Source organism: Paracoccus sp. SCN 68-21 (assembly GCF_001724535.1).
GTDB classification, from domain to species: Bacteria; Pseudomonadota; Alphaproteobacteria; order Rhodobacterales; family Rhodobacteraceae; genus Paracoccus; species Paracoccus hibiscisoli.
The window spans coordinates 15,081-41,564 of the sequence record NZ_MEES01000059.1 but is presented as its reverse complement, the minus strand read 5'-3'; the positions used below and the strand labels follow the sequence as shown (position 1 = coordinate 41,564).

The 26,484-nt window shown below is 67.1% G+C and carries 27 protein-coding genes; 14 read left to right on the top strand and 13 right to left on the bottom strand.

Annotated elements, in window-relative coordinates:
- Nucleotides 1-15 precede the first annotated feature (15 nt).
- Genes ABS73_RS12990 through ABS73_RS12970 form a run of 5 tightly spaced genes read right to left on the bottom strand, consistent with a single transcriptional unit; the run spans nt 16 to nt 3,993 of the window.
- The gene (locus ABS73_RS12990) at nt 16-153 is read right to left on the bottom strand and encodes a hypothetical protein (protein ID WP_277023935.1); all 138 of its coding nucleotides are present in this window, start codon (nt 151-153) and stop codon (nt 16-18) included.
- A 1-nt stretch (nt 154) separates the two neighbouring features.
- Nucleotides 155-1,171: an ABC transporter ATP-binding protein gene (locus ABS73_RS12985; RefSeq protein WP_277023937.1), complete on the bottom strand. Its 1,017-nt coding sequence runs from the start codon at nt 1,169-1,171 to the stop codon at nt 155-157.
- The gene (locus ABS73_RS12980; RefSeq protein ID WP_277023939.1) at nt 1,168-2,106 is read right to left on the bottom strand and encodes an ABC transporter ATP-binding protein; all 939 of its coding nucleotides are present in this window, start codon (nt 2,104-2,106) and stop codon (nt 1,168-1,170) included. Before ABS73_RS12980 ends, ABS73_RS12985 begins: the two co-directional genes overlap by 4 nt.
- A gap of 1 nt (nt 2,107) precedes the next feature.
- Nucleotides 2,108-2,968, bottom strand: a complete 861-nt coding sequence (locus ABS73_RS12975) for an ABC transporter permease (protein WP_136855965.1) — start codon at nt 2,966-2,968, stop codon at nt 2,108-2,110.
- The gene (locus tag ABS73_RS12970) at nt 2,965-3,993 is read right to left on the bottom strand and encodes an ABC transporter permease (protein ID WP_353743338.1); all 1,029 of its coding nucleotides are present in this window, start codon (nt 3,991-3,993) and stop codon (nt 2,965-2,967) included. The genes ABS73_RS12975 and ABS73_RS12970 overlap by 4 nt, the downstream gene beginning before the upstream one ends.
- Nucleotides 3,994-4,034: 41 nt before the next feature.
- Here ABS73_RS12970 and ABS73_RS12965 point away from each other — a divergent pair, with 41 nt between their 5' ends.
- From ABS73_RS12965 to ABS73_RS12955, 3 genes are all read left to right on the top strand, one after another.
- On the top strand, nt 4,035-4,946 hold the full coding sequence (locus ABS73_RS12965; RefSeq protein WP_277023942.1) for a LysR family transcriptional regulator: 912 nt from the start codon (nt 4,035-4,037) through the stop codon (nt 4,944-4,946).
- A 228-nt stretch (nt 4,947-5,174) separates the two neighbouring features.
- Nucleotides 5,175-5,774 (top strand): RBBP9/YdeN family alpha/beta hydrolase, encoded by a 600-nt coding sequence (locus ABS73_RS12960; protein WP_277023943.1) that lies wholly within the window; start codon nt 5,175-5,177, stop codon nt 5,772-5,774.
- Between the two features lie 29 nt (nt 5,775-5,803).
- Nucleotides 5,804-5,941, top strand: coding sequence for a hypothetical protein (locus ABS73_RS12955; RefSeq protein ID WP_277023946.1), 138 nt, complete (start codon nt 5,804-5,806; stop codon nt 5,939-5,941).
- A 77-nt stretch (nt 5,942-6,018) separates the two neighbouring features.
- Here ABS73_RS12955 and ABS73_RS12950 read toward each other — a convergent pair whose 3' ends face one another.
- Nucleotides 6,019-7,080 (bottom strand): SDR family oxidoreductase, encoded by a 1,062-nt coding sequence (locus ABS73_RS12950; RefSeq protein WP_277023949.1) that lies wholly within the window; start codon nt 7,078-7,080, stop codon nt 6,019-6,021.
- 100 nt (nt 7,081-7,180) lie between these two features.
- Here ABS73_RS12950 and ABS73_RS12945 point away from each other — a divergent pair, with 100 nt between their 5' ends.
- Nucleotides 7,181-7,564: a winged helix-turn-helix transcriptional regulator gene (locus ABS73_RS12945; protein ID WP_277023951.1), complete on the top strand. Its 384-nt coding sequence runs from the start codon at nt 7,181-7,183 to the stop codon at nt 7,562-7,564.
- Between the two features lie 18 nt (nt 7,565-7,582).
- On the opposite strand, the gene ABS73_RS12940 is transcribed toward ABS73_RS12945, so the two are convergent.
- Nucleotides 7,583-8,284, bottom strand: a complete 702-nt coding sequence (locus ABS73_RS12940; RefSeq protein ID WP_277023954.1) for a GntR family transcriptional regulator — start codon at nt 8,282-8,284, stop codon at nt 7,583-7,585.
- A 140-nt stretch (nt 8,285-8,424) separates the two neighbouring features.
- Between ABS73_RS12940 and ABS73_RS12935 the strand changes: the two genes are divergently transcribed.
- The 8 genes from ABS73_RS12935 (at nt 8,425) to ABS73_RS12900 (ending at nt 17,152) form a co-directional block, all read left to right on the top strand.
- Nucleotides 8,425-8,712: a UxaA family hydrolase gene (locus ABS73_RS12935; RefSeq protein WP_136855971.1), complete on the top strand. Its 288-nt coding sequence runs from the start codon at nt 8,425-8,427 to the stop codon at nt 8,710-8,712.
- Nucleotides 8,713-8,715: 3 nt separating this feature from the next.
- Nucleotides 8,716-9,897, top strand: coding sequence for a UxaA family hydrolase (locus tag ABS73_RS12930; RefSeq protein WP_277023957.1), 1,182 nt, complete (start codon nt 8,716-8,718; stop codon nt 9,895-9,897).
- An 87-nt stretch (nt 9,898-9,984) separates the two neighbouring features.
- Nucleotides 9,985-10,935 carry a tripartite tricarboxylate transporter substrate binding protein gene (locus ABS73_RS12925; protein ID WP_277023959.1) on the top strand — a complete coding sequence of 317 codons (951 nt, stop codon included), beginning with the start codon at nt 9,985-9,987 and terminating at the stop codon, nt 10,933-10,935.
- Nucleotides 10,936-11,012: 77 nt separating this feature from the next.
- Nucleotides 11,013-12,995 carry a tripartite tricarboxylate transporter permease gene (locus tag ABS73_RS12920; protein ID WP_277023961.1) on the top strand — a complete coding sequence of 661 codons (1,983 nt, stop codon included), beginning with the start codon at nt 11,013-11,015 and terminating at the stop codon, nt 12,993-12,995.
- Between the two features lie 13 nt (nt 12,996-13,008).
- Nucleotides 13,009-13,941, top strand: coding sequence for a hydroxyacid dehydrogenase (locus ABS73_RS12915; protein WP_277023962.1), 933 nt, complete (start codon nt 13,009-13,011; stop codon nt 13,939-13,941).
- A gap of 3 nt (nt 13,942-13,944) precedes the next feature.
- Nucleotides 13,945-14,940: an Ldh family oxidoreductase gene (locus tag ABS73_RS12910; protein ID WP_277023964.1), complete on the top strand. Its 996-nt coding sequence runs from the start codon at nt 13,945-13,947 to the stop codon at nt 14,938-14,940.
- Between the two features lie 4 nt (nt 14,941-14,944).
- Nucleotides 14,945-15,958: a YeiH family protein gene (locus tag ABS73_RS12905; RefSeq protein ID WP_277023965.1), complete on the top strand. Its 1,014-nt coding sequence runs from the start codon at nt 14,945-14,947 to the stop codon at nt 15,956-15,958.
- A 30-nt stretch (nt 15,959-15,988) separates the two neighbouring features.
- Nucleotides 15,989-17,152, top strand: coding sequence for a mandelate racemase/muconate lactonizing enzyme family protein (locus tag ABS73_RS12900; protein ID WP_277023968.1), 1,164 nt, complete (start codon nt 15,989-15,991; stop codon nt 17,150-17,152).
- Nucleotides 17,153-17,162: 10 nt separating this feature from the next.
- Here the strand turns inward: ABS73_RS12900 and ABS73_RS12895 are convergent, their stop codons facing one another.
- The 6 genes from ABS73_RS12895 to ABS73_RS12870 all read right to left on the bottom strand — a co-directional run bounded on the left by ABS73_RS12895 (nt 17,163) and on the right by ABS73_RS12870 (nt 24,137).
- A complete protein-coding gene (locus ABS73_RS12895) occupies nt 17,163-18,578 on the bottom strand; it encodes a M20 family metallopeptidase (protein WP_277023970.1) in 1,416 nt (471 codons plus the stop codon).
- 17 nt (nt 18,579-18,595) lie between these two features.
- The gene (locus ABS73_RS12890; protein ID WP_277023973.1) at nt 18,596-19,597 is read right to left on the bottom strand and encodes an ABC transporter ATP-binding protein; all 1,002 of its coding nucleotides are present in this window, start codon (nt 19,595-19,597) and stop codon (nt 18,596-18,598) included.
- Nucleotides 19,594-20,574, bottom strand: a complete 981-nt coding sequence (locus ABS73_RS12885) for an ABC transporter ATP-binding protein (protein ID WP_277023975.1) — start codon at nt 20,572-20,574, stop codon at nt 19,594-19,596. Before ABS73_RS12885 ends, ABS73_RS12890 begins: the two co-directional genes overlap by 4 nt.
- Complete coding sequence (locus ABS73_RS12880; RefSeq protein WP_277023977.1) at nt 20,571-21,494, bottom strand: ABC transporter permease; 924 nt, start codon at nt 21,492-21,494, stop codon at nt 20,571-20,573. Before ABS73_RS12880 ends, ABS73_RS12885 begins: the two co-directional genes overlap by 4 nt.
- On the bottom strand, nt 21,491-22,468 hold the full coding sequence (locus tag ABS73_RS12875) for an ABC transporter permease (RefSeq protein ID WP_277023979.1): 978 nt from the start codon (nt 22,466-22,468) through the stop codon (nt 21,491-21,493). Before ABS73_RS12875 ends, ABS73_RS12880 begins: the two co-directional genes overlap by 4 nt.
- A gap of 64 nt (nt 22,469-22,532) precedes the next feature.
- Nucleotides 22,533-24,137 carry an ABC transporter substrate-binding protein gene (locus ABS73_RS12870; protein ID WP_277023981.1) on the bottom strand — a complete coding sequence of 535 codons (1,605 nt, stop codon included), beginning with the start codon at nt 24,135-24,137 and terminating at the stop codon, nt 22,533-22,535.
- Nucleotides 24,138-24,284: 147 nt separating this feature from the next.
- Here ABS73_RS12870 and ABS73_RS12865 point away from each other — a divergent pair, with 147 nt between their 5' ends.
- Nucleotides 24,285-25,235, top strand: a complete 951-nt coding sequence (locus ABS73_RS12865; RefSeq protein ID WP_277023983.1) for a LysR substrate-binding domain-containing protein — start codon at nt 24,285-24,287, stop codon at nt 25,233-25,235.
- Nucleotides 25,236-25,248: 13 nt separating this feature from the next.
- The gene (gene argE / locus ABS73_RS12860; RefSeq protein WP_277023985.1) at nt 25,249-26,418 is read left to right on the top strand and encodes an acetylornithine deacetylase; all 1,170 of its coding nucleotides are present in this window, start codon (nt 25,249-25,251) and stop codon (nt 26,416-26,418) included.
- The last annotated feature ends 66 nt before the right edge of the window (nt 26,419-26,484 follow it).

The following is a 26,484-nucleotide window of genomic DNA, read 5'->3' as shown; positions in this document are numbered from 1 at the left end:
GTGCGACGCGGTGTTCTACCCCGGCGAGGTGCGCGAGAAATGCGGATCGACCGAGGGGTGTTCGGCCTTGAGCGCCATACGCAGGGTCTCGGCCGAGGCGGCAGCGGTTGTGGCGGCCAGAATGGCGGTGGTCAGCAACAGACGGGCGGTCATGTCAGGTTCCTTGGGTCTGGGGGGCGACCTGCGGCAGGTCGTAATGACAGGCGGATCTGTGGCCCGCGCCGATATCGCGCAGGGCGGGCCGGGTGCTGCGGCACAGATCGGTCGCATGCGGGCAACGCGGGTGGAAATGGCAGCCCGAGGGCGGGTTCAGCGGCGAGGGCAGCTCTCCCTTCAGCGCGGTGAACCGGCGTTTCGCGCCGCCCAGCTGCGGCGCCTCGGCCAGCAGCGCGCGGGTATAGGGGTGGTGCGCGCGGGCAAAGATCGTGTCGCGGTCGGCGATCTCGACCAGGCGGCCCAGATACAGGATCGCGATCCGGTCCGAGATGAAGCGCACCACATTCAGGTCGTGGCTGATGAACATCGACGCGAACCCGCCCTGCGCCTTGAGATCGACCAGCAGGTTCAGGATCTGCGCCTGCACCGACACGTCCAGCGCGGCCACCGCCTCGTCAAAGATCACCACCTCGGGGCTGACGGCCAGGGCGCGGGCGATGCCGACGCGCTGGCGCTGGCCACCCGACAGGGCGTGGGGGCGGCGGTCGGCCAGATCGGGGGAAAGGCCCACCTTGTCCAGCATCTGCGCCAGAAACGCAGCACTGTCCCTGCGGCGGATCAGGCCGTGGGACAGCGGCGCCTCCAGGATGGTCCGGGCCACGCTCATGGCAGGGTTCAGGCTGGCATAGGGGTTCTGGAACACCATCTGGATCTTGCGCCGCGCCGCGCGGGCCTCGCGCGGGGGCATCTGCGCGATGGGCCGGCCCTGCCAGGTGACGGTGCCGCCCGATGCGGGCAGCAGCTGCGCCGCGATCCGGCCCAGGGTGGACTTGCCGCAGCCGGATTCGCCGACGATGCCCAGCATCTCGCCCGGTTCCAGCCGCAGGGACACGTCGTCCACCGCCACCAGATGCTGCGCCTTGCGGCCCAGGCCCACGCGGTTCATCGCCCGGTCCAGCGCGCCGTCATTGCGGGAAAAGACGCGGCGGATGTCGGACAGCTCCAGAACGCTCATGGCTTGGCCTCCAGCGGGAAATGACAGCGCGCGCCGTCCGTCACCGGCGGCGCCTGTTCGCGGCACAGCGGCTGGACGCGCGGACAGCGCGGCGCAAAGGCGCAGCCCGTGGGCAGCGCGTCCAGCGCGGGCGGGACGCCGGGCAGGTTCGCCAGACGGGTGCGGCCGGGGACCGGCACGGCCTCCATCAGGGCGGCGGTATAGGGGTGACGGGGGGCGGGGAATATGCGTTCGGCAGGCGCCGTCTCGACCACCTGGCCCGCATACATGACCATGACATGATCGGCGAAACCCGACAGCAGCGACAGGTCATGCGTGATCCACAGGATCGCCGCGCCGGTCTCGGCCGCCAGGCCCTGGATTTCGGCGATGATCTGGCTTTGGATGGTCACGTCCAGCGCGGTCGTGGCCTCGTTCGCGATGATCAGTGCGGGGTCATTCAGAAAGGCGATGGCGATGACCACGCGCTGTCGCATCCCGCCCGAGAATTCATGCGGATAGGCCGCCATGCGTTCCTCAGGCGACGGGATGCCGACGCGGGCCAGCACCGCGATGCAGCGGGCCCGGGCGGCCTGTCGGGTGACGCGGCGATGGGCCAGCACCGCCTCGATCATCTGCTCTCCGATGGTCAGGACGGGGTTCAGCGCGACCATCGGGTCCTGAAAGATCATCGCGATCCGGTCGCCGCGCAACCGGCGCAGCTGGGCCATCGGCATCGCGGTCAGGTCCTGGCCGTCAAAGATCACCCGCCCGCCCGCGATGGCGATGCCGCGCGGCAGAAGGTCGATCAGCGAATAGGCCATCATCGACTTGCCCGATCCGCTTTCGCCCACCACGCCCAGGATCTGGCCCGGCTGCACGTCGAAGCTGACGCCGCGCACGATGGGGGTGCCCTTGGCCGTCAGCGATGTCACGAGGGTCTCGACCGTCAGCATGTCAGGCCTCCTGCGGGTTCAGGGCGCGGCGGATGCGGTCGCCGAACACGTTCACGGTGAAGATCAGCGCCGCCAGCGCCAGGCCCGGATAGATCAGCGCCCAGGTGTGCCCCGACAGGATCTCGCGCGAACCGTTGGCGATCAGCAGGCCAAGGGACGGCCGCTCGATCGAGGTGCCCAGGCCCAGGAAGGACAGCGAGGCCTCGATCGCCACCGCATGCGCCAGTTGCAGCGTCAGCACCACCATAATGGGAGAGATCGCATTGGGCAGCAGATGCCGCAGGATGATGCGCCAATGCGGCAGCTCCAGGCAGCGGGCGGCCTCGATATAATCCTGCCCGATCTCGACCAGGGCGGCGGACCTGGCGGTGCGCGCGTAATAGGGCCATTGCGCGACGACCAGCGCCAGGATCAGGTTGCCGGTCCCCGCACCCGCCAGCGCCATGATGGTCAGCGCGACCAGGATCGTCGGAAAGCCCAGCAGGATATCGACCAGCCGCATGATGACCGCATCGACCCAGCCCCCCGCATAGGCCGAGACCAGCCCCGCCAGCACCCCGATCACCAGCGCCAGAACCGAGGCCGTCGCCGCCACCGTCAGCGTGATCCGCAGACCGTAAAGGATCGCCGACCACAGGTCGCGTCCCAGGGCATCGGTGCCCAGCCAATAGGTCAGCCCGCCCATGCCCGACGGCGATCCCGGCGGCAGGTTGCTGTCAAAGAAATCGACGACCGCATTGTCATAGGGGTCCTGCGGCGCGATCCAGGGCGCCAGCAGGGCTGCCGCCACGATCACCAGGAACAGGCCCAGGCAGAACAGCGCAAAGGGCGCGCGACGCAGGGAAAGGATGGCGTGCCTCATGCCGGTTTCCCTCCAAGGCGGATGCGCGGGTCCAGCAGGGTATAGGTCAGGTCCACGATCAGGTTGATGATGACGAACATCGCCACGACGATCAGCAGATAGCCCACGATCACCGGCCGATCGACCACGTTGATCGAATTGATCAGCAGCTGCCCCATGCCGGGCCAGTTGAATACCGTCTCGGTGATGATGCCGTAGGCCAGCAGGTTCCCCAGCTCCAGCCCCAGCACGGTGACCAGCGGGATCAGCACGTTGCGGAACGCATGGCGCATCAGGATGCGGCCTTCGGGGACGCCCTTGGCGCGGGCATAGCGGACATATTCGCTGATCATCGCCGCCTGCACCTGCGCGCGCGTCAGGCGGATCACCATGGCCGCGTTGAACAGCGCCAGGTTGAAGGCGGGCAGAAAGATATGCGACCAGCCGCTGGCGGTCACCAGGCTGGTCTCGATGCCCATGACAGTGCCGGTATCGCCGCGCCCGCCCGACGGAAACCAGCGCAGCTGCACCGCGAACAGCAGGATCAACAGCAGCCCCTGCCAGAAATTCGGCAGCGAATAGGCAAAGATCGACCCGTTCATGATGCCGTCATCGGTCATGCTGCCGGCCCGATAGCCCGCGATCAGGCCAAGCGGCAGGCCGATGACCAGCGACATCACGAAGGCCGCCAGCCCCAGCTCGACCGTGGCCGGCAGGCGTTGCAGCACCAGGTCGATGGTCGGCTGGTTATAGACGAACGATGTTCCCAGATCGCCCTGGAACAGCCCGGTCAGATACAGCCAGTATTGCACCAGGATCGGCTGATCCAGGCCCAGGGCCACGCGAGCGCGTTCGACCTCGGCCGCGGTGGCGTCGGGCGGCACCAGCATCTGCACCGGATCGCCGATGGCATAGACGCCCATGAAGACAAGGCGACACCAGCAGCAGCACGAATGCCGCCTGTGCCAGCCGTCTGACAAGATATGCCGCCATTGCGAATCCTCCTGAGGATGCAGCGTGGCGGCATGGACAGGCAGCGTCCACATTACTAGGATATCAATTCATCTAGTGATTTTACGGTAGGCCCATGTTCAGTCTGGTGCAGCTCCAATCGTTTCAGGCGGTCTTTGCACATGGCACCACGGCCCGCGCCGCCGAGGTCACGGGCCGGTCCCAGAGCCAGGTCTCTGCCGACCTGCGCGCCATCGAGGCGCAACTGGGCCGCCCGCTGTTTCGGCGCGAAGGCGGTCGCCTGACACCCACGCAGGCCGCCGAGCAGGTGTTCGAACGGGCCGCGCAGGTCTTTGAGGCGCATCAGAACCTCGCCCGGCTTGGGATCGGTCGGGGGGATGACCAGGTGCTGACCTTCGGCGCCCCCCGGTCGCTGTCGTTGACCCTTCTGCCGCGCATGGCGCGCGATCTGCGGCAGCAGTTTCCGAACCTGTCGATCGCGCTGAAATTCGGCCGGTATCCGGACCTGATCGCGGCCGTGGCCGAAGGGCGGATGGATCAGGCCATCGTCAAGCTGCCCGTGTCCGACTGGCGGCTGCGCATCCTGCCCATCATCGACGCGCCGCTGGTCGTGGTGATGCGGGCCGACGACCCGCTGACCGCGCTGGACCGCGTGGGCCCCGACGCGATCGGAGGCCGCCATCTGATCCGCACCAGCGAGGGTGCCCCATCCTGGCAGGCCGTCACCGCGGCGTTCCGGCAGTCCGGCAGGCAACCCTATTCGCGGATCTCGGTCGAGGGGGTGGGTCCGATCTGCCGCCTGGTCTCGGAGGGTGAGGGGCTGGCGGTCGTGAACCGTCTGATGGCGGCGGATTATGCGGGCGGCCTGAACCTGCAAATGCGGGTCTTCGCGCCCGAGACATGGGAAAGCTTCGCCATCATTCAGAACGCATCCGCCACACATGGCCTGACGATGACCGATGTGCAGACCGTCCTGCGCCGCAGCCTGTCCCCCGATGCCGGGCGCGCGGACCCGTCGCACGCCTGACGGCCTGTCGACCGTCAGGGACGGGGCGGCTGTGCCGTGGCCGATCCCGGATTGGCGCGCCCGACGACGTCCCCCAGCCTTAGGGTGGGTCGCACCCAATGATCCGACGGAAAGCAGGTCAAGGCGGCGGACCCCGACTGTAGATAGCCGTTCTCTTTTCAGGGCGATCTTTGGAACCCAAATACCCGACTATCATTGTAGTCTTAGGCAGGATTAACGGAGAGCGCGATGACCAAGACCCTGATCGTCCCCGGCCTTGACGGCTCGCCTGCGCCTCACTGGCAGGACTGGTGGGCCCGCACCGACCCGACCGCGATGCTGCTGGACATGGGCGACACCGCACGTCCTGTCCGCGAGGTCTGGGAGGCCACGCTGGCTGTCCATATCATGGCCCATCCCGACAGCATCCTGGTCGGCCACTCGCTTGGCGCCGTGACCATCGCGCATCTGCTGGCACGCTGGCCGGGACTGCGGGTGCGGGCCGCCCTGCTGGTCGCGCCTGCCGATCCCATGACGTCCGACCGCACCGCCCGCTTTGGCGCCCTGCCCCGCCAGCGGTTCGACGTGCCGGCGACCGTGGTGGCCAGCCGCAACGACCCCTGGATGCCCTTCGATCAGGCGCGCCAGGTCGCGGAGCTGTGGGGGACGGAGGTGCATGACATCGGCCATGCCGGCCATATCAACGCCGCATCGGGCTTTGGCCCCTGGGCGGGGGGCAAGGATCTGCGCGACCGCCTGCTGGTGCGGACCGCGCGCCCATCGGCCCTGCGCCGCCGGTTCGGCACGCGCGCGCCATTCCCGCTGCGGCCCGCCCAAGGGCTGGCCTGACCCCCAGGACATCCAGACCGGAGGTTCCCATGTTCGACATCCAGACCGAAGCCTATCTGCGCCGCACCACCCCCCGCGACGATGCCCAGGGCGCGTCGCCCCTGATCCCCGTCACCGTCGCCGCCACGCTGATCCTGTGGACGGCGGTGCTGATCGCCGCCCTTTAGCACAGGGGCGCCCGCCAAAAGGGTCGATGCTAAGCCATCCGCAGGCGCGGTCGCACAGATGAGGCAATGCAGGGCGCCTAGGGGATGATACGATCCGCCCGCAGGCGTTCGAACAAGTCCAGGAAGGCCTCGTCCGTCGCGCGATAGGCCGTGAAACCCAGCTTGCGGCTTTTGGACATGTCGGTCACGACCTCGATCGGGCGCCCCAGATCGGCGTCGGTGTGCCACGGAGAGATCAGGCGCGTGATGTCGCCTTCGATCAACCCGTCCCGCGCCGCGATGCGCGACCAGATCCGGGCATCATCGGCCATCTGAACGGCCAGGGGGCGGGCGACACCGTCGAAATCCTCAGCCTCGATCCCGAACCAGCCGGCCAGGCGATGCCACATCCAGCTCCAGCGAAAGACATCGCCGTTCACGATGTTGAACGCCTGATTGCGGGCGGCGGGCGTCTCGGCGGCCCAGATGACCTGGGCTGCCAGCTGGCGCGCGTCGGTCATGTCGGTCAGGCTGTTCCATTGCGCTGCGGAGCCCGGAAAGCGGAATGGGCGCCCCGTCTCGCGGCAGATCGCGGCATAGACCGCAAGGGTCGTGCCCATGTTCATCGCGTTGCCGACGGCCTTGCCGATCACGGTATGGGGGCGGTGGACGCTCCAGCCGAACCCGTCGCGCTTGGCGGCTGCGAACAGCTCATCCTCTTGGGCGTAGTAGAAATTCTCGATGTCCAGACGGCCCTGATCCTCGCGGAACGGCGTCTGCGGCAGCTGGCCCTGGCCATAGGCCTCGAAGGATCCCAAGTAATGCTTGAGCCCGGTCACCAGCGCCACGTGCCGCACCGTTCCAAGGGGGCGCAGGCCGTCAAACAGGTTGCGCAGCATCAGCGCGTTGACACGGATGTTCTCGGCCTCGGTCGGCTGGCGCAGCCATGTGGTCAGGAACACATGCGTCGGCGCCAGCCCGTCCAGCGCCGCCACGACCGAGGCCGGGTCCAGCAGGTCGGCAGCGACGGGTGTCACGCCTGCCTGCGGCTGCGGGTTGCGGCTGAGGCCGAGGACGGTCCAGCCCTCTCCGACCAGCTGTTCGGCAATCGCCTGACCCTGGATGCCGGTCGCGCCGACCACCAATGCGGTTCGTGTCATGGAATTCTCCTGTCCTTGTGCTGTCAGAGGACCTAGTCACCGCGCGTCCGGCGTGCCAGACGGCACCAAATTGGGACATAGCCACCAAGAGGTAACCACCATGCAGCCCGGAAGCGACGAACAGGACTGGCGCGAGGATTGCGCCCCCCGCCGCACGATGGAGATCTTTGCCACCAAATGGACCAGCATGATCCTGCACACGCTGCACGCCCAGCACGGGGGTGCGGCCCGCAACGGCGTACTGTTGCGCAGCCTGCCGGGGATCTCCAAGAAGATGCTGGTGCAGACGCTGCGCGAGATGGAGGAGAGCGGCCTGATCGACCGCCATGTCGAAAGCACGGTCCCACCGGCGGTCGAATACAGCCTGACGCCCCTGGGCATCCGGTTCGTTGCCCTGGTCGAGCTGGTCTATGCCTGGGGGCGGGACAATGCCGATGCCCTGGACCAGCTGCAGGCGCGGGCGACATCGCGGCGCAACCGCTGAAATCTGGGCGGCCCGCGCTTAGTCCAGCCGGACCATATAGCCCATGTCGGTGGTCAGATAGAGGCTGAGACGGCGTTCGATCAGGCGCCCCAGAATATCCTGCGCGCGACGCTCTACCTGCAGGATGGGCGTGCCCTCGGCGACCTGCAGATCCGCCGCGTCCTGTCCCCGGGCGGCGCAGGCGGTGATCGCCTCGTCGGCATGCAGGACGATCAGGCCGTAGGCTTGCTGATACAGGACATACAGCGCACTTGGCAGCGGGCTGCGGCGCTCGATCCCGGCGAAAAGATCGGCGGGAAGGACGGCGGTCTCGATCACCCGGGGCCGGCCCAGCAGGCTGCGCAGGCGCCGGATCTCGATCACCGTAGCGGGTGCGCCATGGAGAGTCCGCTGCTCGTCGGGCGTGGCGGGGCGCTGGCGGATACGCTCGTCCAGCACCTCGGGCTGGACCACGTGGCCATCCGGCGGGCGAAGCCGAAAGAAGTTGAACAGCGAGGATTCCGGCGTTCGGGCCGTGACGAAGGTTCCGCGGCCCTGCTCGCGGCGCACGATGCCGTGCTGTTCCAGCATCATCAGCGCCTTGCGCGCGGTGCCCTGCGACACACCGCTGTCCTGCGCCAGCTGGGTCTCGCTTGGCAGCATCCCACCGGGCAGCAGATCGCCCGCCGCGATGCGTGCCACGATCGAGTCGATGACGGTCTGATAGAGCGAAGCGGCCATGGCACATCCTGATTTTCGCCAAGAATAGCACCGCGCCGCGACCGCCCGCAAGTAAGGCATAACAAGTCTTGTATAAGAGTTAATATATATGTTATGTCGTGATCCGGAGAGGTTCATTCATCTGCCAAAGGGAGGGTCACTTGAGTATTCCGCAACTTCTGGTCCATGACCGCGAGGACAATGTCGGTGTCGTCGTCGTCGAGGATCTGACCGCCGGCACCGAGATGCTGTGCGTGGTCACCGCCGACAATTCGGATTTCCGCCTGACGGCCAAGGCCGACATCCCCATCGGACACAAGGTCGCGCTGAAGCCGCTGAAGGCGGGCGACACTGTCATCAAATATGGCGAGGACATCGGCCGCATGATCGGCGACGCCGAGGTCGGCGGCCATGTCCATACGCAAAACTGCAAGACAAAGAGGTGGTAAGCCATGGCGCTTGATTTCAGCAATTCGACCGTCAAGGCATGGCGCCGCGAGAATGGCCGCGTGGGCGTGCGCAACCATGTCCTGATCCTGCCGGTCGACGACATCTCGAACGCGGCCTGCGAGGCGGTGGCCAACAACGTCAAGGGCACGATGGCCCTGCCGCATGCCTATGGCCGCCTGCAGTTCGGCGAGGACCTCGAGCTGCATTTCCGCACCATCATCGGCACCGGCGCGAACCCCAATGTCGCCGCCGTGATCGTGATCGGGATCGAACCGGAATGGACCAAGGTCATCGTCGACGGCATCGCCAAGACCGGCAAGCCCGTCACCGGCTTTTCCATCGAGCAGAAGGGCGATTTCGAGACGATCCGCCAGGCCAGCTGGAAGGCCAAGGAATACGTCCACTGGGCCAGCGAGCTGCAAAAGGAGGATTGCCCGGTCAGCGATCTGTGGATCTCGACCAAATGCGGGGAAAGCGACACGACCACGGGTCTATCCTCCTGTCCGACGGTCGGCAACATGTATGACAAGCTGCTGCCGCAGGGCATCTATGGCTGCTTTGGCGAGACGTCCGAGATCACCGGCGCCGAGCATATCTGCGAGACGCGCGCCGCGAACCCGGAAACCGCCGCCAAGTTCAAGGCGATCTGGAAGGCCTATCAGGACGACGTGATCGAGGCGTTCAAGACGTCGGACCTGTCGGACAGCCAGCCGACCAAGGGCAACATCCTGGGCGGTCTGACGACCATCGAGGAAAAGGCCATGGGCAATCTGGAAAAGATCGGCCGCACCTCGACCTATATCGACGCGATCGGCCCGGCCGAGACGCCCGAGAAGGGGCCGGGGCTGTATTTCATGGACAGCTCGTCGGCGGCGGCGGAATGCGTGACGCTGATGGCGGCGGGCGGCTATGTCATCCACACCTTCCCGACCGGGCAGGGCAATGTGGTCGGCAACCCGATCGTGCCGGTCATCAAGATCTCGGGCAATCCGCGTACGCTGCGCACGATGTCGGAGCATATCGACGTAGACGTGACCGGCGTCCTGACACGCGAGATGACTATCGACCAGGCCGGCGACAGCCTGATCGAGATGATCATGCGCACCGCCAATGGCCGCCTGACTGCCGCCGAGGCCTTGGGTCACCGGGAATTCTCGATGACCAAACTGTATCGCAGCGCCTGAGCGAGGCCCGCCTGCCGCGCCTTTGAGGAGGGGGGCGGTAGGCACTGGGCATCAACGGGACCATTCACGAAACGGGAGGAGAGACCCATGATCGGAACGACGACACGGCGCCTGATCGGCGCGGCCAGCCTTGCACTGATGGGAACCGCGGGGGCCGCGCTGGCCTATCCGGACGGGCCGGTCACCTATATCATCCCGTTCAACGCAGGCGGGGAAAGCGACGTGACCGCGCGTTATCAGCAGGCGCGGTTCCGCGAGCTGACCGGCCACGACATGATCGTGCAGTATCTGCCGGGCGCGGGCGGTGCGCAGGCCTGGGCCGGGCTGAACGGCATCAGCGGCGACGGGCAGACGATCATGGGCACCAACCTGCCGCATATCGTGCTGCAGCCGATGCTGCAGGACCCCGGCTATACGACCGAGGACATCACCAACGTCTATATGTTCCACTTTACCCCCGACGCGCTGATGGTCGCCAATGACAGCCCGTTCCAGACCGTTCAGGACGTGATCGACGCGGCCAATGCGATGCCCGGCGGCGTCACGGCGGGCGGATCGGCCACCAATTCGGCCAATCACATCGCCAATCAGGTGTTCATGAACGAGACCGGGGTCGAGACGACCTATATCCCCTATACCGGCACCGGCGCGACCGAGACCGCGCTGGTCGGCGGAGAGGTGGACATGCTGTGGGGCTATACCACCGTGGCCGTGCGTCAGGGCGACGCCACCCGCGTCCTGGCCGTCGCGACCGAGGAACGCCACCCGCTGTTCCCCGACAGCCCCACCTTCCGCGAGCTGGGGATCGAGATGGTCGGCGGCGCCTATCGCGGCATCGGCGTGCCCGCCTCGACGCCCGAGGAGGTCCGCACCCAGCTGTCCGACATCATCGGCCAGATCAACCAGGACCCGTCCTTCCGCGAGCAGATGGAGAATGACGGCTATGCCCTGATCGACGTCCCCTATGCCGAGATGGACGCCTTCATGGCAGAGCGGATCGAGGCCTATACTGCCATCGCCCAGCAATTGCAGCAATAGGCCGCATCACGACCGCCGCCGGACCGCCCGCGCGGCGGCCCGGCGGTGGACCTGTGCCACGTCCAAGGGGGTGAACCATGACCAATGCAGCAACCATTCTGTTCGAAGCGCTCAGCCCGATGAACCTGCTTCTGGCGCTGCTGGGGGTACTGGGCGGCACAATCATCGGTGCCTTGCCAGGACTATCGGCCACCATGGCCATCGCCGTTCTGGTGCCCTTCACCTTCGCGATGGACCCGGCATCGGGGCTGATCATGCTGGGGGCGATCTATACCGGCGCGATCTATGGCGGCGCCTTCGCCGCGATCCTGGTCAACACGCCGGGTACGCCCAGTGCCATCGCCACCACCTTCGACGGCTATCCCATGGCCCGACGCGGCGATGGCGATCTGGCGGTGACGCTGGCCACCATCGCCAGCGTCTTTGGCGGCATGGTGGGCGCGATCCTGCTGATCACGCTGGCACCGCGGCTGGCCACGCTGGCGCTGGCCTTTCAATCGACCGAGTATTTCTGGCTGGCCATTCTGGGCCTGACGCTGATCGCGACGCTGTCGCAGGGCAATCTGGTCAAGGGCCTGATGGGCGGCATGTTCGGGCTGTTCCTGTCGATGATCGGCGTGGCCGTCATCGGCGGCGACATGCGGTTCACCGGAGGCATGCCCTCGATGCTGGGCGGCGTTGATATCATTGCGGCCCTGATCGGGCTATACTGCATCCCCGTGCTGATCGGCATGGTCGCCACCCCGGATCAGCATCTGGACCCCGGCGAGGCGCGCGGCTTTCGCCTGTTCGAGGCCATCGGGATCTCGTTCAAGAACTGGTTCAACCTCATCAGATCATCGCTGATCGGCACGCTGGTTGGGATCCTGCCGGGGGCAGGTGGGTCCATAGCCTCGCTGATCGCCTATTCCGAGGCGCGCCGCGCCTCCAGGAACGCCGCCAATTTCGGCAAGGGAGAGCCGGGCGGCGTGCTGGCCACCGAAAGCGCGAACAACGCGACCGTCGGCGGCGGCTTCATCCCGACGCTGGTGCTGGGCATTCCGGGCACGCCGCCCGATGCGGTGATCATGGGCGCGCTGATGGTGCAGGGCATCCGGGTGGGGCCGTCGCTGTTCCAGTCGGGGGACGATACAGTTTACGTCTTCATGACCGGGCTGGTCATCGCCACGCTGCTGATGCTGCCGGTGGGCCTTATTGTCGGGCGCTACGCGTTCCGCTTTATCACCAACGTTCCCAAGGCGATGCTGGTGCCGCTGATCGCCTTCATGACCGTCATCGGCAGCTTTGCCATCCACGCCAACCCGCATGACGTGCTGGTCATGGTGGTGCTGGGGCTGGTCGGATGGGCCGCGGGGCTGGCGGGGTTCGGCGCCTCGCCCATCGTGTTGGGGCTGGTCCTGGGCCAGATCGCGGAACAGGGCTTCATGCGCGCCTGGATGATCGGCGGCGCGCGCGGCGACTTCATGGGCCAGCTGCTGCTGAACCGGCCGATCAGCTGGGCCATCGTCGCGCTGATCCTGCTGACGATGATGCTGCCGCTGCTGCGCGGCCGCACGGCGCGGAGGCTGGTGGCCCAGGACAGCGCCCGCGACGGCATCGCGGCGACGACCCGAGTGGACCGGGCGGGCCTTGCGGGATCGGTCATGTTCCTGGGGCTGGCGGTCGTGATGCTGATGCAGGCGCGGGGCCTGTCGCCCATGGCCGCGGCCTTTCCCTATGCCATCGGCGGCGCGCTGGCGGGGCTGTCGGTCCTGCAGATCCTGCGCAGCCTGCGCGGTCACGGCGGCATCAATGCCGAAGGCGCGGGCGCGGACGGCACGGTGCGCGGCCTGGTGCTGGCCGCCACGATGCTGGGCTGGGCGCTGGTCTTTCCGCATCTGGGGCTGTTCATCACCTCGCTTGCGGCCTGCATCATCCTGATGCTGACGGGCCAGTTCGGGCGCCTGACCGCGCGCCGTCTGGCGGTCTATCTGGCCTGCCTGCTGGCGATGGTGGTGGGCTTTTATCTGACGCTGGACAGGGTGCTGAACGTGCCCCTGCCCCAGGCACTGCTGTTCTAGGAAAGGAAACGCCATGTCGCGTATCGTCATCACCGAATTCATGGACGAGGCTGCGGTGCAGCGGATCGCGGCGTCCCATGACACGCTTTATGCGCCCGATCTGGTCGACCGCCGCGCCGATCTGCTGGCCCAGGTCGCCACGACCGACGTGCTGATTGTGCGCAACCGCACCCGCGTCGATACTGATCTGCTGGCGGCGGCGCCTCGGCTGCAGGCGGTCGGGCGGCTTGGCGTGGGGTTGGACAATATCGACATGGAGGGCTGTCAGGCGCGCGGCATCACGGTCTGGCCCGCCACCGGGGCCAATGATCTGGCGGTGGCGGAATATGTCATCACCACCGCGATGATGCTGCTGCGCGGAGCTTACGCGGCGACCGACCGGGTCGTCGCGGGCGAGTGGCCCCGCCAGGACCTGATCGGGACCGAGGCCTCGGCCCTGACCCTGGGCCTGATGGGCTATGGCGCCATCGCGCGGCATGTTGCGCGGCGGGCGCAGGCGATGGGCATGAGGGTCATCGCCCATGATCCGCACCTGCCCGCCGATGATCCGGCCTGGGGCGATGTCGCCCCCGTGTCGCGCGCGGTGCTGCTGGCGGGATCGGATGTCATCAGCCTGCATGTGCCGCTGACCCCGCAGACGCGCCACATGATCGACGCCGCCGCGTTGCGCGCCATGCGTCCCGGCGCGGTGCTGATCAATGCGGCCCGGGGCGGTGTCGTGGACGAGGATGCCTTGGCCGATGCCCTGCGGCAGGGGCATCTGGCCGGTGCCGCGCTGGACGTGTTCGAGGTCGAGCCCCTGACCGCCGAGGCCGGTCAGCGTTTCGCGGGCCTGTCGAACCTGATCCTGACGCCGCATATCGCCGGCGTCACCGCTCAGGCCAATGTCCGGGTCAGCAGCCTGATCGCCGACCGGGTCCTGGACCACCTTGCGGAAAGGGTCTGAGCCATGGTCACGATGACGCCCGATCAGGTTCATGACCTGATCCTTCGCACCCTGATGCGCTGCCGGACCGCAGAGGCGAATGCCCGCTCCGTGGCCCAAGCGCTGGTCGCGGCCGAGATGGTGGGCCAGTCGGGCCACGGGCTGCGGCGCGTGCCGTCCTACGGCGCGCAGGCGCTGTCGGGCAAGGTGGACGGCTTTGCCACGCCCACCGCCACCCATCCGCGACCCGGCGTCATGGCGGTGGATGCCGCGATGGGCTTTGCCTATCCGGCGCTGGATCTGGCCGTGGATTGGCTGGCCGAGGCCGCGTCGCAACAGGGCATCGCCGCGGCAGGCATCGCCCGTTCGCATCATTGCGGCGTCGCCGGCGTCACGGTCGAGCGTCTGGCCCGGTCCGGTCTGGTCGCGCTGCTGTTTGCCAACACGCCCGCGGCGATGGCGCCCTGGGGCGGGCGCAAGGCGCTGTTCGGGACGAACCCCATCGCCTTTGCCGCGCCCCGGACCGGCGGGCGCACACCCATCGTCGTGGATGTGTCCCTGTCCAAGGTCGCACGCGGCAAGATCATGGCCGCCGAGCAGAAAGGCACCGCCATCCCCGAAGGCTGGGCGCTGGACGCCGACGGACAGCCCACCACCGATCCCGCCGCGGCGCTGTCGGGCACCATGATCCCCATGGGCGACGCCAAGGGCACCGCGCTGGCGCTGATGGTGGAACTGTTGGCGGCGGGCCTGATGGGCGCCAACTTCGCGCATGAGGCCTCGTCGTTCTTCGACGCCGATGGTCCGCCGCCGGGCGTGGGTCAGCTGATCCTGGCGCTGGACCCGGATGCGTTTTCCGACATGGCGCGGGCGCGGATCGACGAACTGGCCGATGCGATGGCCCAGCAGCCCGGCGCCCGCCTGCCCGGTGCGCGCCGCGACGACCTGCGGAAAGCGGCGGCGGACGGCGTGCAGGTCGATGATGCGCTGCTGGCGCAGATCGACGCGCTTGGGGTCTGAGGGGGTGATTGCGGTCCTTGACCGGACGCGGATCCGGGCGCTGTTTCCGGGCATCGCGGTGTCCATCCTCGTGGCCGTGACCGCGCAATTTCTGGCCGAACATTACGGCGCGCCCGCGATGCTGATGGCCCTGCTGCTGGGCCTGACCCTGAATTTCCTTGCCGAGCCCGAGACCCGCACCGCAACCGGGGTCGCGTTCTCGGCCAAGACGGTGCTGCGCCTTGGGGTCGCGCTGCTGGGGGCGCGCATCTCGGTGCAGATGCTGGCGGAACTGGGCGGCCCGATGATCGCGCTGGTGATCGCGGGCGTGGTCGTGACCATCCTGTTCGCGCTGCTGGCGGCGCGGCTGTTCGGGCGGGGCTGGCGGCTGGCGCTGCTGACGGGGGGATCGGTCGCGATCTGCGGCGCCTCGGCCGCGATGGCGATTGCCGCCGTGCTGCCACGGACCGACAAATCGGACCGCAACCTGGCCTTCACCGTCCTGTCGGTGACGATCCTGTCCACCGTCGCCATGGTGATCTATCCGCCGCTGTCCACCGCCCTGGGGTTCAACCCGCTGGAATCGGCGGTGTTTCTGGGGGGAACCATCCATGATGTGGCGCAGGTGGTCGGCGCGGGCTTTTCGATCAGCCCCGAGGTCGGCGAGACCGCGACGCTGGTCAAGCTGATCCGCGTGTCGATGCTGGCCCCGGTCGTCCTGATCTTTTCGCTGGCGATCCGCATGGGGGGATTGGGCGATCTTGATCCAAATGCGAAACGGCCACCGATCCTACCGTCCTTCGTCATCGGGTTTCTGGTGCTGGCAGCCCTGAATTCACTCGGCCTGATCCCCGCCGCGCTGTCGTCCTTCGCTGAAGGTGCCAGCCGTTGGGCCCTACTGGTGGCGATTGCCGCAGTCGGCATCAAGACGTCCCTCGTTCGGATGCTGGATGTGGGCGGCACCGCCATCGCCCTGATCGTTGCCGAGACGGTCCTGCTGGGCACGTTCATCGTCGCGGGCGTGCACCTGCTAGGGTGACGCGCCCACCCCCGAAGAAGGAGCCAGACCATGCGCATCATCGACATCCGCGAGGTGACCAAGCCGATCGCCTCTCCGATCCGCAACGCCTATATCGACTTCAGCAAGATGACGACCAGCCTGGTTGCGGTCGTGACCGATGTCATCCGCGACGGCCAGCGGGTCGTGGGTTACGGCTTCAACTCGAACGGGCGCTATGGTCAGGGCGGGCTGATCCGAGAGCGGTTCGCCGACCGGATCCTGCAGGCCGCGCCCGACAGCCTGCTGACCGATGCGGGCGACAACCTGGACCCGCACCGCATCTGGGCCGCGATGATGGCGAATGAGAAACCGGGCGGGCACGGCGAACGCTCGGTCGCGGTGGGCACCATCGACATGGCCATCTGGGACGCTGTCGCCAAGATCGCGGGCAAGCCGCTGTTCCGCCATCTGGCCGCCCTGCACGGTCGCGAGGCGGACCCCCGCGTCTTTGTCTATGCGGCGGGGGGCTATTACTATCCGGGCAAGGACAACGACGCCCTGCGCGCCGAGATGCGCAGCTATGTCGACCGCGGCTATACGGTGGTCAAGATGAAGATCGGCGGCGCATCCCTGGACGAGGACCGCCAGCGGATCGAGGCCGTGCTGGACGAGATCGGGTCGCAGGCGCAGCTGGCCGTGGACGCCAACGGCCGCTTTGATCTGGAGACAGCCATCGCCTATGCCAAGATGCTGCGCGCCTATCCGCTGTTCTGGTACGAGGAGATCGGCGACCCGCTGGATTATGCCCTGCAGGCCGCCATGTCGGAATTCTATGACGCGCCGATGGCCACGGGCGAGAACCTGTTCTCGCATCAGGACGCCCGCAACCTGCTGCGCCATGGCGGGATGCGGCCCGACCGCGATTACCTGCAATTCGACTGCGCGCTGTCTTACGGCCTGGTGGAATACCTGCGCACGCTGGAGGTCCTGCGCCAGTTCGGCTGGTCCCCCACGCGCTGCATCCCGCATGGCGGGCACCAGATGTCGCTGAACATCGCCGCCGGTCTGGGGCTGGGCGGCAATGAAAGCTATCCCGACCTGTTCCAGCCCTATGGCGGCTTTCCCGACGGGGTCGCGGTGCAGGACGGCCATGTGCTGATGCCCGAACTGCCGGGCATCGGCTTTGAAGGGAAATCCGACCTGATCGCCCAGATGCACGCCCTCGCACGCTGAGGGCGCGCGCTCAGGCGGCGTTGATCGGCGGGCGCGTCTCGGCCGGGATGGGGCAGGCATAGGGGTGGTCTGCCAGGTGTTCGGCATGGGCGGCCTTGGCGGCCTGGATCAGCGCCGGATCGGTCAGCGCCGCATGCGCCGTCGCGGCCATCACCTTGGCCGCATGCAGCATGCCCTTATGCGCGGCGGGGGCCTTGCCTTGGGCGGTCTGCTGCCAGCTGTGGAGCGCGGTGCCTATCGCGCAGGTGGCCACCCGCGCCTGCACCGTGGGCACCGCCCAACTGACATCGCCGACGTCAGTCGAACCCATGCCGCCCATGAAGGGCCGGTCCAGCGGCGCGATGAAGTCGCACAGCGGCAGGTCGTAATCGGGCTTCATCGCCAGGCGCTTGAAGGTGTCGGCGATGTCCTCGCGCGTCAGGCTTTCGCGGATGGCGGTGGCAAAGGCCGCGTCGTCGGCGTCGAAGGGAACAGGGCCAAGCGCCTCGAACTGCGCCTGCATGGCGCGGGACAGGGGCGCGTTCTCGGTCAGGTTCGACACAGCCGAGAACACGCGCGAGGTCACGGTGGTCCCCGACATCAGCGCCGCCCCGTCGGCGATCTTGCGCACGCGATCGACCAGCGACGACAGGCCCGCAAGGTCCGGGCTGCGGATCAGCTGGCGCACGGTCGCCTTGGCCTGCACCACGTTTGGCGCGATGCCGCCGGCGTCCAAATAGGCGTAATGGACCCGCGCGGCATCCGGCATGTGTTCGCGCATATAGTTGATGCCGATGTTCATCAGCTCGACCGCGTCCAGCGCGGACCGGCCCAGTTCCGGCGCGCCTGCCGCATGCGCCGCCTTGCCATGGAAGGTAAAGTCGATCCGCGTGTTGGCCAGGGACCGCATGTCGTCGACCGCGTTGAAGCTGGCCGGGTGCCAGGTGATCGCGATGTCCACATCGTCGAACAGCCCGTCGCGGACCATGTAGGTCTTGGCGGCACCCCCTTCCTCGGCCGGGCAACCGTAGTAGCGGACGCGGCCCGGAACGCCGTTGGCCTCCAGCCAGTCCTTGACGGCGGTGGCCGCCGACAGCGCGGCCGAGCCCAGCAGGTTGTGGCCGCAGCCGTGGCCAAAGCCGTGATCGGCAATCTGGCGGGGTTCTGCCAGACCGGGTTCCTGGGACAGACCGGGCAGCGCGTCGTATTCGCCCAGAATCGCGATGATCGGGCCGCCCTGCCCCGCCTCGCCCATGACCGCGGTCGGGATGCCGGCCAGGTTTTCGGTCACGCGAAAGCCCTGGTCGCGCAGCATCTGGGTGTGGGCGGCGCAGGATCTGACCTCGCCATAGGCCAGTTCGGGCGTATCGAACACGGCATCGGCCAGGCCGGTGAATTCTGCGGCGCGGGCATCGACCAGCGGCCAGAGGGGGTTGTCGTTTCGCATCGGGAAGTCCTTTGGTTTCAGGCGTGGTCGTTCAGGTGACAGGCGGACAGGCGGCCGGGGGCCACCTCGCGCAGCGCGGGCACCTCAAGGCGGCAGCGGTCATGGGCATGTGGGCAGCGGGGGTGGAAATGGCAGCCCGATGGCGGGTTCAGGGGCGAGGGGATCTCTCCCTTGATGGCGTGATAGGTCTTCTTGCCGGTCTCGAAGGTCGGGATCTCGCTGACCAGCGCCTGCGTATAGGGGTGATTGGGACGCGCGATCAGGTCCTCGGCCTCGCCCAGTTCGACCAGGCGGCCCAGATACATGACCGCGATCCGGTCCGAGATATGTTCGACCACGCCCAGATCATGACTGACGAACAGATAGGTCAGGTCGAAATCCTGCCGCAGCTGCACGAACAGGTTCAGCACCTGCGCCTGGATCGACACGTCCAGCGCCGCCACGGATTCGTCGCAGACCAGAAAATCGGGGCGCACCGCAAGCGCGCGGGCGATGCCCACCCGCGCCCGCTGCCCGCCCGAGAACTGGTGCGGATAGCGCTTGCCCATGCTGGGGTCCAGGCCGACCTGTTCCAGCATCCGCTCGACATAGGCGGGGATCTCTCGGCGCGGGACGATGCCGTGGACGCGCGGCGCCTCGCCCACGATGTCGCGGACCTGCAGGCGGGGGTTCAGGGACGACATGGGGTCCTGAAAGATCATCTGGATCTTCAGCGCCGCGTTGCGGGCATCCGCACCTTTCAGCCCCGCCACGTCCTGCCCGTTATAGAGGATGCGGCCCTGGCTGGGCTGGGTCAGCCCCGCCACCATGCGCCCCAACGTGGACTTGCCGCAGCCCGATTCCCCGACTAGCCCCAGCACCTCGCCACGGCGGATGTCCAGATTGATCGTATCGACCGCATGCACGGTCACCGGCGCGATCTTGGCGCCCAAGCGGCGGGCGGTGCGTTCGGCGATGTCCAGATCCTTGGAGAACCGCTTGGACAGGCCCTCGATCTGCAGAATGGGGGTCTCGGTCACGGCGTGGCCTCGTGGTCGGCATGGGGGTGGCGGCAGCGCACCTGGCGGTCTGGTCCGGCGGGGGTCAGCGCGGGTTCGACCTGACAGGCGGCATCGGCGCGCGGGCAGCGGGGCGCGAACTTGCAGCCCTGCGGCAGGTTCAGAAGCGACGGCGTCATGCCCTTGATCTGGGTCAGCATCGCGCCGTGACGCTTGCCCTGCGGGACGCTGTCGATCAGCCCCCGCGTATACGGGTGGCGGGGGTTGGCGATGATCGCGGCGGTCGGCCCGTCCTCGATGATGCGGCCCGCATACATGACCGCCAGACGGTCGGCCAGGCCCGAGACCACCGCCAGATCATGGGTGATCCAGATCAACGCGGTACCGGATTGGGCGCACAGCTTTTGCACCTCGGACAGGATCTGCGCCTGGATGGTCACGTCCAGCGCGGTGGTCGGTTCGTCCGCGATGATCAGGTCGGGCTTATGCAGCAGCGCTATGGCGATCGCCACGCGCTGGCGCATGCCGCCCGAGAACTGGTGCGGATAGCTTTTCAGCCGCTCGTCCGGCGAGGAAATCCCGACCTGTACCAGCGCATCGCGGGCGCGGGCCAGCGCCTCCGATTTGGACACCTTGTCATGGGCGCGCACGGTCTCGATCATCTGGGTGTCGATGCGCAGGACCGGGTTCAGGGTCATCATCGGGTCCTGGAAGATCATCGCGATGCGCTTGCCGCGCAGGCTGCGCATCATCCCCTCGCCGCCCGCAATCAGATCGTCGCCGTCAAAGACGACCTGCCCGCCCGCCACGCGGCCCGGCGGATCGACCAGTCCCAGAATGGAAAAGCCCGTGACCGACTTGCCCGAACCGGATTCGCCGACCAGCCCCAGGATCTGGCCCCGTTCAAGCGAAAAGCTGACCCCGTCCACCGCCTTGGCAACCCCGTCGCGGGTGAAGAAATGCGTCTGCAGATCGCGGACATCCAGAAGCGCGCTCATGATTGCAACCTCGGGTTCAGGACATCCCGCAGGCGGTCGCCGACGACGTTGATGGCGACGATGGTGACGACCAGGGCAATGCCGGGAAAGACGCTGACCCAGTAGCGGCCCGACAGCAGATAGTCGTAGCCATTGGCGATCAGAAGGCCCAGGGACGGCTCGGTGATCGGCACGCCCACGCCCAGAAAGGACAGCGTCGCCTCCAGCGCGATGGCCTGGGCGATCTGCACGGTGGCGACCACGATCAGGGGTGGCACGCAATTGGGCAGCAGGTGGCGGAACATGATCCGGCGATTGGACAGCGCCAGACAGCGGGCGGCGTCGATGTAGTCCTTGCGCGTCTCGACCATGGCCGAGCTGCGCACCGTGCGCGCGTAATAGGCCCATTGCACGATCACCAGCGCCAGGATCACCTTGTCCACCCCGCGCCCCAGCAGCGCCAGCAGGATCAGCGCGATCAGGATGGCGGGAAAGGACAGCTGCAGATCGACGATGCGCATGACGATGCTGTCGAAACGCCCGCCGAAATAGGCGGCGGCGACCCCGACGATGGTGCCGATGGTGATCGCCAGCGTCAGCGAGACGACCGCCACCATCAGGCTGATGCGCAGCCCGTACATGATCGCCGACAGCATGTCGCGGCCCTGCGGATCGGTGCCCAGCCAGAAGGTCTGGCCGGTCGCAAAGCTGGCATCGCCTGGCGGCAGCCCGCCATCCATGATGCTCAGCTGGCGCAGGTCATAGGGGTTCTGCGGCGCGATCCAGGGCGCCGCGATGGCGATGATCGCGATCAGCACGAACAAGATCAGGCCGATGACGGCGATACGGTCCTCGACGAACTGCTTAGCGATGCGTTTCGCGGGGCTGTCGATGCGGACGGGCGTGACGGGGGCGGGGGTTGGGGTTGCGATATCGGTCATCCCTTCATCTCCGACAGGCGGATGCGGGGATCCAGCAGCGAATAGATCACGTCCACCAGCAGGTTGATGGCCACGATGATCAGCACCGTCAGCATCAGATAGGCCACGATCACCGGGCGATCCAGCAGGTTGATGCTGTCGATCAGCAGCTTGCCCATGCCGGGCCAGGCGAAGACGGTTTCCGTCACGATGGCAAAGGCGACCATCGAGCCCAGCTCCAACCCGATGATGGTCACGACCGGGATCATGATGTTCTTGAGCACATGGACCAGCACCACGCGGCGGGGCGACAGGCCCTTGGCGCGGGCGAATTTCACGTAATCCTGCATGCAGACCTCGCGCGTGTTGGCGCGGGCCAGACGGATGATCAGCGACATCTTGAACAGCGCCAGGTTGATCGCGGGCAGGATCAGATGGGACAGCCCCTCCCAGGTCAGAAAGCTGACCTGCATGCCCAGGAATTCAGTCGTGGGACCGCGTCCACCGGCGGGCAGCCAGCCCAGCAGGACGGCAAAGACCAGGATCAGCAGCATGCCTTGCCAGAAATTGGGCAGCGAGAAGCCCAGGATCGACCCGCCCATGATCGTGCGCCCGGCGATGCTGTTGGGGCGCAGCCCCGCCCAGACCCCAAGCGGGATGCCGATGCCCACCGACAGGGCCAGCGCCACAAGCGCCAGCTCCATCGTGGCGGGCAGGCGGTCCAGGATGATCTCCAGCGCCGGGCGGCCATAGACGAAGGACGTCCCCAGATCGCCCTGCAGCGCGTTCCAGACGAAGATGCCGAACTGTTCGTACAGCGGGCGGTCCAGGCCCAACCGTTCGACGGTGGCGGCGATCTGGGCTTGGCTCGCCTCGGGGTTGACCAGCACATCGACGGGGTTGCCGATGAAGAAGACGCCGATGAAGACCAGCACGGCCATGGCCATTACGGCCAGCAGGCTTTGGCCCACGCGGCGGACAAGATAGACGATCATGATGGGGTCCCTGTGATCGGGCGGTGATCCGGCACCCCGCAGAGGGGGGTGCCGGAGGGGCGCATCATTCGGCGGCGCGTTTGACTTCGCGGGCCATGGTGTACTGGTCCACGCGCGGCTCGTAGGTCAGGTCGGGCTTCATGGCCCAGACCGTCTGTTCGTAATGCAGCGGAATGATGCCGTAATCGTCCAGCACCATGGTCTGGGCCTCCTGCAGCATCTGGTCGCGCGCCTCGTCGTCGATGGTGGCCATCGCCTCGATCAGCAGGGTGTCCATCTGGGGGTTGGAATAGCGGCCGGCATTCGTCGGCCCCATGCCCGTGGCCGCATCAAAGGTCGCCACCAGCGATTTCAGCGGCGAGGACATGTCGCCCGAGGACGCGCCCCAGCCCGCCAGATAGACCGGGAATTCCAGCGCGTTGCGGCGCGAGAAGAACTGGCTTGCGGTGCTGGCATCGACGCTGACGCTGATGCCGATCTGGGCCAGCATCTGCGCCACGGCCTGCGCCACCTGTTCGTCGTTGATGTAGCGGTCGTTCGGCGTGCCGAGCGTGATCGAGAAGCCGTCGGGATAGCCCGCCTCGGCCAGCAGTTCGCGGGCGCGGTCGGGGTCATAGGGATCGACGTCGCGCCCCGAGGTGCCGAACATCGGCGGCGGCAGCAATTCACCCGCGGCCTGGGCATAGCCGCCCATGATCCGTTCGGTGATTGCCTGACGGTTGATCGAGATCGAGATCGCTTCGCGCACCCGCGCATCCATCAACGGGTTCTCCCCGTCGGTGCCGCCGATGCCGGGCGCGTCCTCCTGCTGCAGCATGTGCAGATAGATGATGCGGTTCGACAGCGCGTCGACGATGGTAAAGCCGCCCTGCTCGATGCGGGGGATGTCCTGGATGGGGGGCGATTCGATCATGTCCACATCGCCCGCCAGCAGGGCCGCCACGCGGGGGCCGTCGCTGGTGATCGGGCGCATGGTCACACGCTCCCAATCGGGGGTGCCGCCCCAGTAATCGTCGAACCGCGTCACCACGACCTCGGACCCGCGATTGTAGCGGTCGAGGATATAGGGGCCGGTGCCCACGGCGATGGCCGGGTCGTTGAAAGCCGGGGCCTGCGGCACGTCGCCCATCCCTTCGCAGGTGCCTTCGGGGCCGTAGGTCACCTGATCCTCGGCGCCGAGCGCATTGGCCGACAGGATCGCCAGGCTCCACAGATCGACGGGCAGCAGGGGGTTGGTGGCTGTGGTGGTGATGGTCAGGGTGTGGTCATCCTCGGCCGCCATGTCGGCGATGCCGCCGGTGAAGATGGTGTAGGGCGAGGGCGAATTCTCGACCAGCGGCACCCGGCAGAAGGAATAGATCACGTCGCGGGCGGTGAAATCGCTGCCGTCGTGGAACTTGACCCCTTGGCGCAGCGTGAACCGCCAGGTGGTGTCGTCCACCACCTCCCAGCTTTCGGCAAGGCCGGGGGTGACCATCTGCAGCGCGTCCTGGGTGGTCAGCGCCTCGAAGATGTTCTTGGCGACCTGGATGTTCGTGGACAGCTGATGGAACTGCGGGTCCATCGACGTCGCCTCGGATTTCAGGCCGATGGACAGGGTCTGCGCCGAGGCTGGGGCAAGGCCCGCCGCCATGATGCCCGCCATAAGCGGCAAGGTCAGTGCTTTCACAGGAAGATCCTCTCTGTTGGTGGCTGCGCGGATCGGTCGCCCCGTGGTTGGTTCCCCGGTGGTGCAATCGCGCTTGGCCTTCAGGGTATGATGCGATAATCAGAAGTCAATCGTGAATGTTTATGCGTTTCTCTCATAGGGTGGATGATGGAGCCGGATGACGCCGCCACGGACCGCGACCGCCGGTCGGGAATTTCCCTGCGCGAACTGGAGGTTCTGCAGGCGCTGGTCGCCGCTGGCACCGCCATCAATGCGGCCCGCAGGCTGGATATCTCGCAATCGGCCGTAAGCCGCAGGCTGGCCCAGCTGGAGGATCGGCTTGGCTTCAAGCTGTTCCTGCGGACCAACGGTCGGCTTGTCCCCACGGTCGAGGCCCTGTCGCTAAGCGAGCAGCTGGCCCCCGTGCTGGACACGCTGGCGCGCCTGGTCCACCGCGCCGATCAGCCCCGCGCAGCCCATGCGGGCACGCTGTCCATCGTGGCCCCGCCCACCATCGCGCACAGGTTCCTGCCAAGCCGAATCGCGGCCTTCAAGCGGGCCAATCCGGGCTGCCAGATCACCTTTGACGTGCTGGCCAGCGACAGTCTGCTGACCGGCATCGCCGAGGGTCGGTTCGATATCGGCATGACCGACAGCACGACTGCCCATGAAGGCATCACATCCGAGCTGTTGCTGGAAACGCAGGCAATCTGCGTTCTGCCGCAGGACCACCACCTGGCCGCATTCGAGGTGATCCGCCCAGAGGACCTGCAGGACGAGCCGTTCATCGCCCTGTCGCGCCGCCATTCCAGCCGGGCCGCCATCGACCGCCTGTTCGACCGCGCGGGCCTGAACCTGCGCATCGTGCTGGAGGCCTCGACCAACGTCTCGGTGATCCAGTTCGTGCGCGAAGGCCTGGGCGTGTCGCTGTTGAACCCCTTTCCTCTGGTCCATCAGATCGGCGACCGGGTGGCGATGCGCCCCTTTCTGCCCGCCATCCGCTACAGCACGCATTTCCTGCTGCCCTCCAGCCGCGCGCCGTCGGCGGTGACGCGGGCGTTCATGCAGGACGTGACCGACAGCCTGGACCGCGCCGCCTATCCCACCCCCGCCCCTTGACGAAGGACACCCGATGCACCGCCTTTCCAGCCAGCAGATCCTGGCGCAGCTGATCGCCTTTGACACGACCAGCAGCAAATCGAACCTTGGCCTGATCGACCATGTCCGCGACTATCTGGCCGGATACGGCGTGGACAGCCGCCTGGTCATGGACGCGACGGGACAAAAGGCCAACCTGTGGGCCACCATCGGCCCCGCGGACCGGCCCGGCGTGATCCTGTCGGGCCATACCGACACCGTCCCGGTCGAGGGTCAGGACTGGGCCAGCGACCCCTATGTGCTGACCGAACGCGACGGGCGCCTGTACGGGCGCGGTGCCTGCGACATGAAGGGGTTCCTGGCCTGCGCGCTGGCCGCCGTGCCCGACCTTGTGGCGCGCGATCTGGCGCGCCCGGTGCATCTGGCGTTTTCCTATGACGAGGAGGTCGGCTGCGTCGGCGTCATCGGCCTGCTGGAGATGCTGCGCGCCGAAGCCCTGCGCCCCGCGATGTGCATCGTGGGGGAGCCCACGCTGATGCAGGTGGTGATCGGGCACAAGGCCAAGCGGTCGATGCGGGTGACGGTGCGCGGGCGGTCGTGCCATTCCTCGCTGGCGCCGCAGGGGGTCAATGCGGTCGATTATGCCGCCCGGCTGGCGGTCCGCATGCAGGACATCGCGGCGCGGCTGGCCGCGACCGGCGGGCGCGACACCGATTATGACATCACCCACAGCACCGCCCATACCGGCACCATCCACGGCGGAACCGCGCTGAACATCGTGCCGGATCTGTGCACGCTGGACTGCGAATTACGCGTCCTGCCGCATGAGGATGCCGATGCCCTGGTCCAGGAATTGCGCGATTATGCCAGGAATGAGCTGGAGCCGATGATGCAGCGGATCGCGCCCGAGGCGGGAATAGAGATCGACCTCTATGCGCAGTTTCCCGGCCTTGAGACCGCGCCCGACGCCGAGATCGTCACGCTGGCCAAGCGGATGGTCGGCAGCAACGCGCATTCCAAGGTCGCCTTCGGGACCGAGGGCGGGCGGTTCGCCGAGGCTCTGGGCGTTCCCACGATCATCTGCGGACCGGGCGCGATCGCGCAGGCCCACAAACCCGACGAATACATCGAACCGTCGCAGCTGGCCGCCTGTGACGACTTTCTGCGGCAGATCGCGGATTGGGCGGCCGGGACGGACCACTGACGGTCGCTGCGCCATCAGGGCGCGATCGATGCGCCTGCCTGACATGATGACCGTGCGTGTCAGCGA